Source organism: Paenibacillus kyungheensis (genome assembly GCF_028606985.1).
GTDB classification, from domain to species: domain Bacteria; phylum Bacillota; class Bacilli; order Paenibacillales; family Paenibacillaceae; genus Saccharibacillus; species Saccharibacillus kyungheensis.
The window spans coordinates 452,690-467,827 of sequence record NZ_CP117416.1; the positions used below are offsets into that span (position 1 = coordinate 452,690).

The 15,138-nt window shown below is 38.8% G+C and carries 14 protein-coding genes; 9 read left to right on the top strand and 5 right to left on the bottom strand.

All coding sequences use genetic code 11. From position 1 onward, the window contains the following. Positions 1–105 precede the first annotated feature (105 nt). The gene (locus PQ456_RS01975) at positions 106–1,629 is read right to left on the bottom strand and encodes a CoA transferase (RefSeq protein ID WP_273614617.1); all 1,524 of its coding nucleotides are present in this window, start codon (positions 1,627–1,629) and stop codon (positions 106–108) included. A gap of 252 nt (positions 1,630–1,881) precedes the next feature. Between PQ456_RS01975 and PQ456_RS01980 the strand changes: the two genes are divergently transcribed. Then, on the top strand, positions 1,882–2,310 hold the full coding sequence (locus PQ456_RS01980; RefSeq protein WP_273614618.1) for a hypothetical protein: 429 nt from the start codon (positions 1,882–1,884) through the stop codon (positions 2,308–2,310). A gap of 59 nt (positions 2,311–2,369) precedes the next feature. Here PQ456_RS01980 and PQ456_RS01985 read toward each other — a convergent pair whose 3' ends face one another. After that, positions 2,370–3,671, bottom strand: coding sequence for an aldehyde dehydrogenase (locus tag PQ456_RS01985; protein ID WP_273614619.1), 1,302 nt, complete (start codon positions 3,669–3,671; stop codon positions 2,370–2,372). A 256-nt stretch (positions 3,672–3,927) separates the two neighbouring features. Between PQ456_RS01985 and PQ456_RS01990 the strand changes: the two genes are divergently transcribed. Beyond that, on the top strand, positions 3,928–4,533 hold the full coding sequence (locus tag PQ456_RS01990) for a TetR/AcrR family transcriptional regulator (RefSeq protein WP_273614620.1): 606 nt from the start codon (positions 3,928–3,930) through the stop codon (positions 4,531–4,533). Positions 4,534–4,609: 76 nt separating this feature from the next. On the opposite strand, the gene PQ456_RS01995 is transcribed toward PQ456_RS01990, so the two are convergent. After that, positions 4,610–5,095 carry a MarR family winged helix-turn-helix transcriptional regulator gene (locus PQ456_RS01995; RefSeq protein WP_273614621.1) on the bottom strand — a complete coding sequence of 162 codons (486 nt, stop codon included), beginning with the start codon at positions 5,093–5,095 and terminating at the stop codon, positions 4,610–4,612. 449 nt (positions 5,096–5,544) lie between these two features. On the opposite strand from PQ456_RS01995, the gene zwf reads away from it, so the two are divergent. The 6 genes from zwf to PQ456_RS02025 all read left to right on the top strand — a co-directional run bounded on the left by zwf (position 5,545) and on the right by PQ456_RS02025 (position 11,871). Further along, positions 5,545–7,041 carry a glucose-6-phosphate dehydrogenase gene (gene zwf / locus PQ456_RS02000; protein WP_273614622.1) on the top strand — a complete coding sequence of 499 codons (1,497 nt, stop codon included), beginning with the start codon at positions 5,545–5,547 and terminating at the stop codon, positions 7,039–7,041. A 166-nt stretch (positions 7,042–7,207) separates the two neighbouring features. Next, positions 7,208–8,104 (top strand): phosphogluconate dehydrogenase (NAD(+)-dependent, decarboxylating), encoded by an 897-nt coding sequence (gene gnd, locus PQ456_RS02005; protein ID WP_069329580.1) that lies wholly within the window; start codon positions 7,208–7,210, stop codon positions 8,102–8,104. A gap of 283 nt (positions 8,105–8,387) precedes the next feature. Then, a complete protein-coding gene (locus PQ456_RS02010) occupies positions 8,388–8,807 on the top strand; it encodes a MerR family transcriptional regulator (RefSeq protein ID WP_273614623.1) in 420 nt (139 codons plus the stop codon). Between the two features lie 26 nt (positions 8,808–8,833). Beyond that, a complete protein-coding gene (locus PQ456_RS02015; protein WP_273614624.1) occupies positions 8,834–10,048 on the top strand; it encodes an MFS transporter in 1,215 nt (404 codons plus the stop codon). Between the two features lie 55 nt (positions 10,049–10,103). Further along, positions 10,104–10,568, top strand: a complete 465-nt coding sequence (locus tag PQ456_RS02020) for a universal stress protein (protein WP_273614625.1) — start codon at positions 10,104–10,106, stop codon at positions 10,566–10,568. Between the two features lie 538 nt (positions 10,569–11,106). Then, positions 11,107–11,871, top strand: coding sequence for an alpha/beta hydrolase (locus tag PQ456_RS02025; RefSeq protein WP_273614626.1), 765 nt, complete (start codon positions 11,107–11,109; stop codon positions 11,869–11,871). Positions 11,872–12,029: 158 nt separating this feature from the next. Here the strand turns inward: PQ456_RS02025 and PQ456_RS02030 are convergent, their stop codons facing one another. Next, positions 12,030–13,010, bottom strand: a complete 981-nt coding sequence (locus PQ456_RS02030) for an L-lactate dehydrogenase (protein ID WP_273614627.1) — start codon at positions 13,008–13,010, stop codon at positions 12,030–12,032. A 267-nt stretch (positions 13,011–13,277) separates the two neighbouring features. Between PQ456_RS02030 and PQ456_RS02035 the strand changes: the two genes are divergently transcribed. Then, positions 13,278–14,291 carry an NADP-dependent oxidoreductase gene (locus PQ456_RS02035; RefSeq protein ID WP_273614628.1) on the top strand — a complete coding sequence of 338 codons (1,014 nt, stop codon included), beginning with the start codon at positions 13,278–13,280 and terminating at the stop codon, positions 14,289–14,291. A gap of 110 nt (positions 14,292–14,401) precedes the next feature. Here PQ456_RS02035 and PQ456_RS02040 read toward each other — a convergent pair whose 3' ends face one another. Further along, positions 14,402–14,902 carry a CcdC family protein gene (locus PQ456_RS02040; RefSeq protein WP_273614629.1) on the bottom strand — a complete coding sequence of 167 codons (501 nt, stop codon included), beginning with the start codon at positions 14,900–14,902 and terminating at the stop codon, positions 14,402–14,404. Positions 14,903–15,138: the final 236 nt, after the last annotated feature.

The window sequence follows — 15,138 nt, forward strand, 5'->3', positions numbered from 1 at the left end:
TAACCCAATGGCTAAAGATCAGAAGTTATTTTAAAGTAGTCATCACTATTTATATCAGGATACTTCTATATCATTTGTATAGAATATAGGAATGAAAAGAGAAGTTTACAGATTTTTGGGTAACCACTCTGGACGGTTAGATCCTCTTGGAACAAGTACAGTGTTGTAATGTCCCGGTGTCTCAGACATTTGCACTTGATCGGTCACGCCTTGATAATCTCCACAGAGCGTTTCTGCTGTAAATAAGTCAGGATCAAGATACAGATGCTCATCCGACGAACCTGCTGTTGCATACGCATAATCTTTATCAAAAATACCCATCGACATTAACCATAACGATACACGACTAAGCGAAATGTGTACTTTATAGCTACCGCCTTCTTCTGCACGTCTTGCAAGAGCCGCCATTGCGCCAGCAGCAGCAAGCCACGAGATAATATAGTCATTTACGACTAAAATAGCGGGTAGTTGTGGTTTCTCTGGTGTTCCTTCAAGGCACATAACCCCTGTAACCGTTCCAGCGGTCTGATCGAATCCAACTCGATCTGCCCAGACTCCTTCTTCGCCATGAAGCGAGACAGATACATGAATAATACCCGGTCTTACACTAGCACATTGCTCTGGATCTAGTTCAAATCGATTCAGATAAGAAGGTCTACGATTCGCAAAAAAGATATCAGCGTCTTGTAACAATGCTTGCATTTTGGCATGACCTTGCGGTTCGCCTATTTCTAATATAGAAGAGCGCATACCGACACTAGATGTGTAATAAGTAGTGTCTACTTCCCAATCGGATGGTCGCCAGATATTAAGTACATCTGCTCCTTGTAAAGCCAGTGCCCGTCCGATACCGGCACCTGCAATCACATGCCCCATTCCTAATGCGCGAATACCTTCAAGCGGAGAAGAAACGCCTTGTGACAATGGTTCTGGATCACTTTCGCCGATTTTTTCAATTTGTATAAGGGGTAATTTGGCAACATCAGCGAATGTAGGTTCTTCGATAAATTCTTCTACCGTACGTGCCATCGGCATTACGATACCTACTTTAGCAGCAGCATCTTCCAAATCTTTGGCATTCCATGTAGAGATCGCTTTAGCGACAGCTTCTGGTGTATCTGCACAATCTAATAATTTAAGTGTATTGATTTTGAGCTTAGGATAAGGTTCAAGTGGCATCACCCAGCGATGATCTTTGGTTTCATAAAAGCCAAATTTGAGCGCTTGACTAGGATCAGAAGGGCTAGCAGGTGAATATCCATTGAGTTTCTCCCATTTGCGATCATAAAAAGGAGAGAGACGATGTAAAATTTTACGCAAATCCAGTGAGATGTCTTGTCCTTTACCTCCACGTAGTCGCCACAGGTTAGCAGCAGCAACCGATTTGGCAACCATTCCAATCCCTGCTGAACTAGCCAGACGCAATACGCTAGGTACAATCGGATCTTTCCCTGTAAATGAAATCTCTCCGCCACTATCTGCGGAAGAAAGTCCGATATCTTGCAATACGTTCTCCAATTCTGCATGAATATCAAAATCAGTATGGGTAAGGCGATTATGCTTAGCATCTAAAATACGTTGTTTGATTTGATCGATGGTGTTCATTTCTACATTAGTTGAATTACTCATTGCTTTCACTCCATCCATAAGTAAATGTATACATATAATTATAAACTTACCCAATAGAGGACTCAATAACCAGTGTAATGTGAAATGGGGAGAAAGCCACATATAGTCAATCAGTGTGTATAAAGTGTAATTTTAATTAAGTTGTAACTTTTATTTTTAAATGAAGTCTATACATTTGTGAGTTAAATTAAGATAGAAGTGTACCAAACTGAAAAATGAAGTTCTATCAAACTAATAAAGGATTGAGTAATATTGAATTTTTTTAATATAAAAAGATCAGAGTATTTATTAGCTATAATTATTTTGGTAGTAATGATACTTGCAATGGTATTTTCTTTTTTTAAAAGTGGTGCTGTTGATAGTTGGAGTAAGCCTGATACTCAACAGCAATATTATTTAGGTACTATTACTAAGCTTGAAGAAAAGAATACTCGGATTGATGGGGAAGTTGTCTTCTATGAAATTACATTAGACAATAAGACAAGACATTCTGTATCTAAAAACTCAAAATTTTATAGAAATATAGATAATTATGCTCAAAATGAAAAAACATTAAGTTATACAAAAGTTCGAGAAGAGACAACCATATCTAATATATTTGTAGGTCAGAAAGTTGAATTATGGAAAAGACAATTGAACAATCATTTATCTGAAATATATGAATTAACGGTTATAAAGTAAGTAAAACCCCTGTACAGTTGCACAGGGGTTTCACTTACTTTTATTTTAACTATAGTATATTAAGAATTGCGTTTTAGGATACTTTTGTGATGAGAGAATAGTTCAAAGCTTTGTTGTCCGTGATAAGAACCCATACCGCTATCACCAACACCACCGAAAGGTAGGTAGTGTGAAGTCATATGAGACAATGTTTCGTTAACACAACCGCCACCGAAAGATACAGTGTTGAATACTTGATCTTGTACTTCTTCATCATTGGTGAACAAGTATAGAGCCAGTGGTTTAGGACGATTTGTGATTTCCTCTAAAATAGGATTAAGATCGTTGTATTCAATAACAGGCAAGATCGGTCCGAAGATTTCTTCTTGCATGACTGGTGAACTCCAATCGACATTGCCTAGTAATGTAGGTTCAATAACCAATTGCTCACGAATCGAACGACCACCGATTAAGAACTCGCCATCTTCCAAAAATTTTGCTAGTCGATCAAAGTTACGTTGATTAACGATATGCGGGAAGTTTGGATTTTGAGTTGCATTTTCTGTATATTTATCGTTGATTTCTGCTTGTAATAAAGAAATAAACTCTTCACGTACATCTTCATGTACCAATAGATAATCAGGTGCTACACAAGTTTGTCCTGCATTTAAGAATTTACCACGAGCTAGACGTTGAGCAGCGATTTGTAGATTCGCATCTTTGTGCACGATACTTGGACTTTTACCGCCTAATTCTAATGTAACTGGTGTTAAATGCTCTGCCGCTGCTCTCATCACCACTTTACCTACGCCTGTGCTACCTGTGAAGAAGATATAGTCGAATTTTTCTTTGAGTAATGCTGTGCTAGTCTCTACTTCGCCTTCCATAACAGCAATATACTCGCTAGGGAAAGTATCTGCGATCAATTCAGCAGTTACTTTAGATACCGCAGGTGTTAATTCAGAAGGTTTGATCACTGCACTATTACCGGCTGCCATCGCACCAACCAATGGACCAAATGCTAATTGGAAAGGATAATTCCAAGGCGCAATAATCAAAGCAACACCATAAGGTTCTGGATGAATAAAGCTAGACGAATCTGGCAAAGTAGAAGCAGTAGGTACTTCACGTGGTGCTGCCCATTGCTCTAGATGTTCTAACGTAAAGTCGATTTCGCCTAAAACGATACGAATTTCAGAACCGAACGCTTCAGGCTCTGATTTGTTAAGGTCACTTTTCAAAGCATCCAAAATCGGTTGATGAAATTTCTCGATTGCTTTTTTAAGACGATTTAGCGCTTGAATACGGAAAGTAACATCTTTGGTGTTACCTGTATTAAAAAATTGTCGTTGTTGTTGAACTAACTCATGTGCTGTTGTCATGTGTAAAACTCCTTTAATATCTGTTTTTATAATAAACAAACCAATTCGGCTTGATAGATATGAATAAATTTTCATATTAAATTGTGTTAAATTGAATTATACGCTATTGATCCTATAGTTACAATAACCAAACTTTCTTTAGATGTGGCTAAAGCGACACTTGTCTATAAAGTGGGTATATAGGGTTAACAAGATGCAACATGTTGGAAGCATTACTTATTATTCAATGATAATTAGAAGAGAAGGGGAAGCATATATGCCTGAGCAAAAATTAGATCCGCGTGTGCGACGTACACGCCGTTTGTTACAAGATGCGTTAATCGATCTGATGGATCGCAAACCGTATGCTCAAATCACAATTCAAGATATTACCGATCTTGCCACCTTAAACCGTAAAACATTTTACTTGCATTATGAAACAAAAGATCATTTATTGTATACAACTACAGATGAGATTTTGGGCGAACTGTTTGGCGATGCCAAAGAAGCATCCATTATTAATCCTTCAATAGACGATCTACAACGGTATATTGCGAAAAGGATTTTTGAGTATGTGATCAAATACAAAGAGTTTTTTCGAGTGATGTTTGAACGCAAAGCGAGTATGAATTTTATCCAGTATATGAAGCGGTATATCACTACTTTTTATGAGCAAAAGTTTTCGCGGTTTGACGATGATAAGTTATTTGTCCATAAAGATGTGATCGCTAGTTATATTGGATCAGCGTATGTAGGAGTCATTTATTGGTGGTTAGACAATGATATGCCGTATACACCGGAGAAAATGACCGAGCAAATGATGGAACTTAATTCACGCGGGCCGATTCAGATTATTCGTATGTATGTAGAAGAGGAAAAGTAGCAGACAGACCAAAAAGGCAAATCCTGCTCTTCAAAGTGAAAAGAGGATTTACCTACCGTATTCATTTAGCTCCCAGTTATAGAGGAGCTGTAACTATCGATTGTGGTGTGATTGCTGAATCGTTAGCGACAGTCGTAGTGCTTGCGTTATCACGAACTTTGGTAAGCAGACGACGCAACAGAACCAGTTCTTCTGCTGAAATGCCATCTACCAGTTCTTGTCCGACTTCTTCCATCACAGGGCAGACTTCATTTTCAAGTTGTGCACCTGCGGGAGTAAGATAGATTTTGAAGCAACGTCGATCATCAGTACATGTAATTTTACGGACAAAACCTTTATTTTCTAAATTAGAGATCATGCGCGTAATATTGGTTTTGTCTTTTCCTAAGCGCTCACCAATTTCATTTTGCGTAATGCCATCTTTTTTCCATAACAGCATCATAATAAAATTTTGCTCGGGCGCCAGGTTAAATGGAGATAATTTATTTTTAATATGACCGGAGATCGCTAGATGGACATCACGAATCAATACGGTATAACTCTTTTCTACGTCATAAGGCATATCATTCACCTACTGTTTTAGTTGTTATAGCAACCTTTTGTGCAAAAATAGCCTATCACTTGTAACCGTTATTGTCAACGAAGCTATTCACAAGTAGCGGCAAAATACCGATAATAAATTGACGGAATAAGTAATGTTCATTCTGAAACTTTCATTTTTATCCTTGACATTGTTCGACACAAGGTCTATTGTGGATTTTGTAAACAGTGTCTGTCACAAAAGAGACACAACGACGGATTGACTTTAAAGCGAGATTTGGATATGCAACGACTTCTTTTATGTAAAGTCGTACATAATGAAAAATGCTCGTTTATTTTTTGGCGATATAGTTGCTATATCAACCGTATCTTTTCAGCAAGAATGAAAACACCACATGTCACGTAGATAAAATATACCCGTACGATAAAATAGAAACTGTGTTGGAGTAGGGTACTTTGGAGGAGAAACGAATGGAAGCAATGACTTTTGTATTGTTCGGCTCAACAGGGGATTTAGCAAAACGTAAAATTTTCCCTGCTTTGTATAACTTGTTTGTAGATAGCAAAATGCCTGAAGCTTTTTCGGTAATTGGTTTAGGAAGAAAATCGTTCAATGATGCTACATTCCAAACTTACGTAGAACAGGCGTTAGAAGAATTTTCACGTAACAAACCAGAAAATCGCGAATCTGTAGATGCTTTTCTTCGCTCGATTCGTTACCATATCTTAAATGTTGATGATACAGCAGGTTATCAAGAACTGCTCAAAATCGTTGAAACTCGTGAAGCTGAATTAAATATTCCGCAAAATCGTATGTTCTATATGTCAGTCGCTCCTGAATTCTTTGAAGTGATTGCTACTAATATCAAAGACAGCGGACTTGGAACAACAACAGGTTGGAAACGTCTAATCATCGAAAAACCATTTGGACATGATCTTTCTTCTGCTCGTCAGTTGAATGAACAATTAAGCAAAACATTTGCAGAAGAAGAAATTTTCCGTATCGATCACTATTTGGGCAAACCAATGGTGCAAAATTTGGAATCTTTAGCTTCTACCAATCCAGCGATTCAAGCACTTTGGAACAACCGTCATATTGCTAATGTACAGATTACAGCAGCAGAAACAGTGGGTGTTGAAGAACGTGCAGGATATTACGATCACACAGGTGCGATTCGTGATATGATGCAAAACCATATGTTGCAAGTGTTGATGATGACTGCAATGACATTGCCTGCTGGTCATACCGTAGACGATGTACGCTCTCACAAAAAACATATCGCTCAGTCGTTACGCTCCATTTCTAAAGAAGATGCGCACAAACATATCGTACGTGCTCAATATAGTGCTGGTGAAAGCAATGGTAAGGCATTAGCTTCTTATCAAGATGAGCCAGGAATCACTCCAGGTTCAATGACAGATACATTTATTGCTGCTCGTGTATGGGTAGACGATTTCTCTTGGCAAGGGGTTCCTTTCTATATTCGTACCGGAAAACGTATGAAAGAGAAATCAACTCGTATCGTAATTGAATTTAAAGATGTAATGAAAAATGAAGATATCTGTGTAGCTTGTGATGCTCAACCGAATATGTTGGTGATCAGCATTAATCCAGATCAAAAAATCACGCTACAATTAAATCATAAAAACGTCATCACTGGTCGTCTTGAGCCAATGACAGCTGAATTTAAAGTAGGATCAGACAATGAGCCTGAAGCTTACGAATTGTTAATCTATGATGCACTACGTGGAGATGCAACATTCTTCGCTCACTGGGATGAAGTTGAATTGTCCTGGCAGTGGGTACAACCGATCCTAGAAGCATTTGCAGATAACGATTTGCCAATTCATCATTATGCAGCAGGTACGTATGGTCCTGAAGCTTCTAATGAATTGCTTGCTGTTGAAGGATTCCAATGGTTAAAAGATCAACCTGTTCAAGCTTCTGCTCCTGTAGCAGTCGTTTAACAGATACCATAAAATGGGTAATACGCTCTGGTATATGTTTTACAGAGCGTATTCTACATGTGATCTAAAGCTAAAATTTGGCTTTGTAGATATAGATCAATAGAGAAAAGACTTATGGATAGTGAGTAACAACTACTTTTACAAAAAAGACACGGAGGGTTACACAATGAAAATCGGATTAGTTGGATTAGGAAAAATGGGTATGAACCTTGGACAAAACTTAATGGATCACAACCACGAGGTTGTTGCATTTGATTTGAACAAAGAAGCAGTAAAAGAAATCGCTGATCTTGGTGCAACACCAGCATATACATTAGCAGAAGTGGTATCTAACTTAGAATCTCCACGTATCTTATGGATCATGGTTCCTCATGGTGTTGTTGATTCCGTACTAGGCGAGATCGCTCCATTGTTAAATGAAAATGATATCGTGATCGAAGCAGGTAACTCTCACTATAAAGAATCGATCCGTCGTTATAACGAATTGAAATTAAAAGGTATTCGTTACATGGATGCAGGTACTTCAGGTGGTATGAGTGGTGCTCGTAACGGTGCTTGTTATATGGTTGGTGGCGACAAAGAAGCTTGGGATGTAGTTGAACCAGTATTCCGCGATACTTCTGTTGAAAATGGCTTCTTGTATGCAGGCGAATCAGGTAGCGGTCATTACTTGAAAATGGTTCATAACGGTATCGAATACGGTATGATGGCTGCAATCGGTGAAGGATTTGAAGTATTAGAGAAAAGCCCGTACGATTTCAACTACGAAAAAGTAGCACGCGTATGGAACAACGGTTCTGTTATCCGTTCATGGTTAATGGAATTGACAGAAAACGCATTTGCAAAAGATGGTAACTTGGAAGAAATTCAAGGAATCATGCATTCTTCTGGTGAAGGTAAATGGACAGTAGAAGAAGCAATGGATCTACAAATGGCAACTCCAGTTATCGCATTGTCTCTATTGATGCGTTACCGTTCTCTAGACAACGATACATTTACAGGTAAAGTTGTTGCAGCTCTACGTAACGAATTTGGCGGACACGCTGTAGAGAAAAAACAATAATCTAGCGTTTGGCAAAATAAAAGCGACGTCTTCTAGTACAATAGAAGAATGATTTTTACGAAGCAAACCCCAAAGACACTTCATATGGATAGTTATTTTATAGCCAGTAGGTTATAAAATGATTTTCCTGAGAGGTGTCTTTTTATATATAACAAAAAATACATATAAATTTGGTATATAACATTGACGTTAACGTGAGATAGTAGTATTATAGTTACATAACTTATATGTAATTATTTTTATATAAAAGATATATGAGTACAAACAAAGTGAGGGATGACAGATGACTCTCTACAAGATTGATGAAGTCGCTACTGCCTGTAACTTAACGAAGCGTACACTGCGCTATTATGAAGAGATTGGGCTTGTTTCTCCTCAACGTAGTGATGGTGGAACAAGGTTATACAGTCAGACAGATATTGATCGGCTCAAAAAAATTATCAATGCTCGCGATGTGCTAGGCTTCTCGCTTCAAGAATTACAGCATTATGTCAAAGTAACCGAGATGCTCAATGATCAGCGCGAGCAATACCGCAACACTACGGATGAAGAAGAACGTCGTCAGCAATTGATCGAAATGAATAAGACGTTAGATCAACAGCTACATATGGTGGATGAGAAGTTAAACCGTATCTATGCGTTCAAAGCCGATGCAGAATTATTGCGTCAACGGATTCAAGAAGGATTAGCTAAATTAAATTAATGGTTTCCAAGGAGGAATACATCAATATGAGTACCAAAACATCAACTTTAAAAGAACTGCCTGAACGTGGCGGGTTGTTTTCTCAACCTAAAGCAGTCTGGGCTGTTGCTTTTGCTTGTGTGATTTCATTTATGGGTCTGGGTTTAGTTGACCCTATTTTGCCAGCAATCGCTAATCAATTACATGCAAGTAAAAGTCAGGTATCGTTACTATTCACCAGTTATAATCTGGTTACCGGTCTTGCGATGTTAATCACAGGTTTTGTATCCAGTCGGATCGGGGTTAAATGGACATTATTAAGTGGTATTTTGCTTATTATTGCATTCTCAGCATTAGGTGGAGCATCTGATACGATTGCTCAAATCGTTGGTTTCCGCGGTGGATGGGGATTAGGTAATGCGTTATTTATTGCAACAGCGTTATCGGCAATTGTGGGCTTATCGACATCAGGTACAGCCAAAGCGATTATTTTGTATGAAGCAGCACTTGGACTAGGTATTTCAGTCGGTCCTTTGCTTGGTGGAGAATTGGGTTCGATCTCTTGGAGAGGTCCTTTCTTCGGTGTTAGTGTATTGATGGTTATTGGTTTCTTATTTATTTTATTCGTTTTACCGAAAATTCCAAAACCAGCTAAACGCAGTTCACTCGCTGATCCGTTCAAAGCACTTAGCTATCCAGCACTCAAAACATTAGCGATTGTCGCTTTCTTATATAACTTTGGTTTCTTTACATTGATGGCTTATTCTCCTTATGTCATGGGATTGGATGAACATGGACTAGGTTATGTATTCTTTGGATGGGGAATCTTGCTTGCTTTTACTTCTGTATTTGTAGCTCCTAAATTGCAAAGTCGCTTTAACTTAGCTGCTTCGATGGGTGTAATGTTAACCCTATTTACACTGGATTTGTTAGCAATGGGTATCGGTACATTTATGGGTTCACCAACAACTGTTATTGTGGCTGTTATTGTCGCAGGTATTTTCTTAGGAATTAACAATACGTTGATTACAACGGCTGTTATGGAATCCGCTCCTGTAGAACGTTCGGTTGCTTCAGCATCATATAGCTTTGTTCGTTTCTTAGGTGGTGCGGCTTCTCCGTGGTTAGCAGGTAAATTATCTGAATGGTACAATGCACAGATGCCATTTTACTTTGGTGCATTAATGGTATTTATCGGTGTATTGGTATTGATTGTACGTCGTCGTCACTTACGTGATATTGATGTATCTCATGCTCACTAATCTTAGGTTCTATATCTAATGTTTGATTCTATATAATAGAAGGAAGAGGATAATCATGACCAATATTCAATCACAAGAACAGATGCCGACCGGTTCCGTATTTCGTAAAATATTAGTAGCTGTAGACGGATCAGAACACGCAGATCGAGCGTTGCAAAAAGCGATCGAATTGATCCAAGCTTTATCGAGCCAACCTTCACTTACAGCAGTTCATGTCAATCCAGTGATGATGGTTGCTGAACCACCATTAGGTATTGATGTCGATGCCAAGTTAAATGAAGAAGGGCATGAAATGACAGAACCTTATCGTCAGGTACTTGATCCTACAGGTATTCAGTATGATATTAATTACCAGACAGGTGATCCAGCGACGATTATTTGCGACTTAGCAAATAGCCAGAATTACGATCTAATCGTGATGGGAACTAGAGGCATGAGTAAAATGTCTGAATTATTTCTCGGTAGTGTCAGTCACAAAGTGATCCAGCATGCGAACTGTCCGGTATTGACTGTAAAATAACGCACAGCATACAAATAAATATCTAATACAAGCAAAAGAGCTATACGATCTGATTATTCAGAAGTATAGCTCTTTTTGGTATATGGAATGGATAACGATATGGAGTAAGCAGATAGATTAGTTATCAATTAGCCAACATCTTAGCCAGTATCGTTTTAGCAATGATCACAGGTAGAATAGCTTCATTATTATTCTATTAACGATCTACTGGATTACTTATCTTGTGGCTGAGTAGAAGATGGGAAATAAGAACCTGCTTGCAGTTCACTCAAAAAATATTGTAGCCGATCTTCCTGTTCATGTATCAGCCTTTGATGAAGCAGACTATATAGTGACTTATTCCGATGATATCGCAGTAACAGAATAAGACAGCAATCTCTCTTCAGAAGTAGGATAACTAACATTTACGAGGACTTCTGATCCGTATACTGCGGATTAGGCTACTGATAGTAAATATGGTATTCTTACTTCTGGTTCTGCTTTTAGAGCAGTCATTCTGTTTATAATATAGAGAAAATAGAATTGGAGAGATGATCGGATGAAACTGGTTCCCCCTCAGTCATTTACGTATCGCGGAGGAGCAAGGGCTGCTCTACTGTTACATGGATATACTGGCAATACACTGCATGTCCGCAAACTGGGACGTTTCCTGAATGATAGAGGGTATACCTGTCATGGCCCGCTGTATAAAGGACACGGCAGTACTCCAGAAGAACTGCTACACACCAAACCTTCGGAATGGTGGAAAAGTGCTGTAGACGGTTATGAATATCTAGAGCAGGAAGGGTATGAAGAGATCGCTGTAGTTGGTGTATCACTGGGCGGTGTATTCTCCCTGCGACTGGGTACTCTATTTCCCGCCAAAGCTATCGTCTCGATGTGTGCACCTATACGTGAAAAAGACAATGAAGATATTCTCAGACGGGTACTGGAATATGCCCGCTGGTTCAAGTCTATCGAAGGCAAAGAAGAGACACAGATTGAGAAGGAACTGATAGAGCTAGCTGAAGAACCTCTGCACAGTCTGGATCAATTACGTAAACTAATATCCTCTACCGCTAGTCAGGTAAAGCGTATCTCTGCACCGACCATGATTATGCAGGGTGAGCTTGATGAAGACCTTTATCTAGAGAGTGCCCGGATTATTTATGAAGATCTGACTATGCCGATCAAGGAGCTGAAATGGTATGACCAATCCGGTCATATTCTGACGATGGACAAGCAACATGATCTGGTCTTTGAGGATGTATACCGATTTCTGGAAAGTCTAGAGTGGGATGCAGCGTCGAGTTCGGGAGAGTAAGAAGAAAGAATATGTAATATAGCTGTATAAATGAATATCTAATACCAGCAAAAGAGCTATACGATCTGATTATTCAGAAGTATAGCTCTTTTTTTGATATGGGTAGTTGATAACGATTTAGAGTGAGCAGATTAGTTTGTTATGACTTAGACGACATTTTAGACAACATCGCTATTAGGAATGATCACTGGTAGAACAGCTTCAATACCATTACGAATCTGCTGACAAGAGTATTCAAATTTGGTCTGCTCTTCCGCAGTCAGTTGAAGTTCGATAATTTCTTTGATACCTTCGCCGCCGATAATGGCAGGTACACCTGCACAGACACCATATTGTCCGTATTCTCCTTCTAATATAGAAGAAACAGCAATAATCCGTTGTTCATCATTAAGAATCGAACGGGCGATATACGCAAGTGCATTGCCGATACCGAATTGTGTATTGCCTTTGCGGGTAAAAATCTCCCAGCCTGCATCTTTGGTTTTGCGAGCGATATCATCCAGATTCAGATCTGGAAAACGAGCGGTATGTTGATCTAAAATATGCAATAGCGGCTTACCGCCAATCGTAACATGTGACCATGCGACAAATTGAGATTCTCCATGTTCGCCAAGTGCATATCCATGTACACTGCGTGGATCGATCGAAAACACATCAGAAAGTAGCGTTTTGAGGCGAGAAGAATCGATCGATGTACCTGTTCCGATCACACGTTCACGTGGAAAGCCTGAAATTTGCCATACTAGATGAGTAATCACATCTACAGGATTAGCCGCGACAATAAATACACCGTTAAATCCACTCGCGACAATTGGTTCTGTAATTTCGCGAGCAATCGCGGCAGTCTCATGCAAAATATTCATCCGGTTATTTTGCCCGGGTATCGGATTAGCTCCGGCAGTAATAATCACAATATCCATATCTCCACAATCTTGCAATGTACCTGCATAGACTTTGGTACGGTGAGAGGTGAATTCCATGCAATGTGACAAATCCAATGCTTGGGCTACTGCACGTTCATGAGTACGTCCGATCATCATAATCTCATCACCGATAGATTGATTAATCATCGAATACGCACAACCTGCTCCTACCATTCCAGCACCTACGATAGCCACTTTTCTTGATTTTCTACGCATAGCTAACCTCCTGCTTCTTTTCATATACAATGTAATATTGGCTGATCTATATTTAATAAAATACAACTAAAGTGCATTTCAATGTCAATTAACTATTCATGATCACTTATAATAGTACTTTATTTTGCTTATTATTAACAGATGTGTCATGAAACTTAACTTAATATTTATTTGAAATGAACAGAATGTGATAAAAGTGTGAATACGCGATACAATAGTCGTTTAAGGGTAATAACAAATAGTAAGCAAAACAAGGAGGAATAAATAATGTCTACTATTCAAAATGAACGCATTCTACTGGCAAGCCGTCCAAAAGGTGTGCCAACTGCAGAAAACTTTACGATTGATCAGCAACCACTAGAGGACGCTAAAGAAGGTCAATTGCAAATTCAGACTTTATATATATCAGTCGATCCTTATATGAGAGGACGAATGAGTGAAGCGAAGTCTTATGCTGCTTCTTATGCTCTAAATGAACCTGTTAGTGGCGGTTCTATCGGTAAAGTGTTGCAAAGTAACGATTCTCGTTATCAAGAAGGCGATATTGTAGTCGGTGGATGGGGATGGCAGCGATATGCTGTTGTCGATGCAGACACTTGTCGCAAAGTCGATCCAGAACTGGCTCCAATCTCTACAGCTGTCGGTGTACTAGGTATGCCTGGACTTACTGCTTACTTTGGTACACTTCGTATCGGTAATCCACAACCAGGCGAGACGCTAGTTGTCTCCGGTGCAGGTGGTGCTGTAGGGATGTTAGTAGGACAGATTGGTAAAATCAAAGGTTGTCGTGTAGTAGGTATCTCAGGTTCAGAGGAGAAAAATCGCTATCTATTAGATGAACTTGGATTTGATGCTGTAATTAACTATAAAGACGAGAAGCCTGTGCGTGAAGCATTGGAAGAAGCTTGCCCGGATGGTGTTGATATTTATTTTGATAATGTCGGTGGCGAAATCTCGGATGCTGTTATTGATCTACTTAATACCAATGCACGTATTCCATTATGCGGACAGATTTCTCTATATAACAATGAGAAACCAGATATCGGCCCACGTATCCAGCCTACTTTGCTCAAACGGACAGTATTGCTTAAAGGATTCTTAGTTGGTGATTATGCAGCCGATGCAGCCGAAGGATTGAAAGAAATGGGCAGCTGGGTAAAAGAAGGCAAGCTGAAATATCGCGAAAATGTAATAGAAGGTTTTGAAAATACACCGCAAGCCTTTATTGGATTATTTAGTGGTGAAAATCTAGGTAAACAATTGGTCAAAGTGACTGATTAATGACATGCTAGATCATTTATAAAATAATACAATCTGCAAAACAATATATGAATATATCAAAAAACCGGCTTCTATTTTGTAGAAATCGGTTTTTTATGTGTTGATATAGATTATTTAGACAACGGAATAGCAGAATCTGACGTCATTTTGCGATATTGACGGTACATCGATATTCTCCAATGTAGTAGTGTGCCAAAAGCCAGAATAAAAAACACACCTGCTGTTTGCGGAATCGAAATATACTGCTCGATAAATCGGTGTAACAGTAAACGGATCATTAATAGACCAATTAAAATAAACAGAAAACTTTTGGAGCGTTGCACAACGATATCTGTACCTGATCGTTCAAACTTGGTACCGCGAATCAAAGGATACGAAAAAATAAACCATCCGGCTAAAAAAGCACCTAAAGCCCATATCCAGGACACTCGAAAATCAGCCACAACAAACATAAAAAAACCAGTACTCATTCCCATAGGCGGGATCAGAATTTTTTTGGCATTGACCGGTCTGTGATTAGTACGAGAACGTACCAGAATAGCGGTTATCGCAATCACTAACAGACCTACAGTTGATCCGATCTGTAAAAATGAGGGACTAAATTGTAGCATAATAAAGGTCAAACCCCTCTTCTGCAATTAAAATGGAATTACGCTTTCATTATATCATATTACCAGTCGTGATCGTTGTTATCAAAGTCTGTAAAGTGGTCTATTTTGTTAAAATTTTACTTATAGTGTGAAAGACCTACAACAATAAAAAGCTGTTTTGTCGAAATAGTAAAATATAGTAAAATGTAAAGAAGATAAATCAAAGTATACTCGCTCGGCAGATCTGTATCATGTTC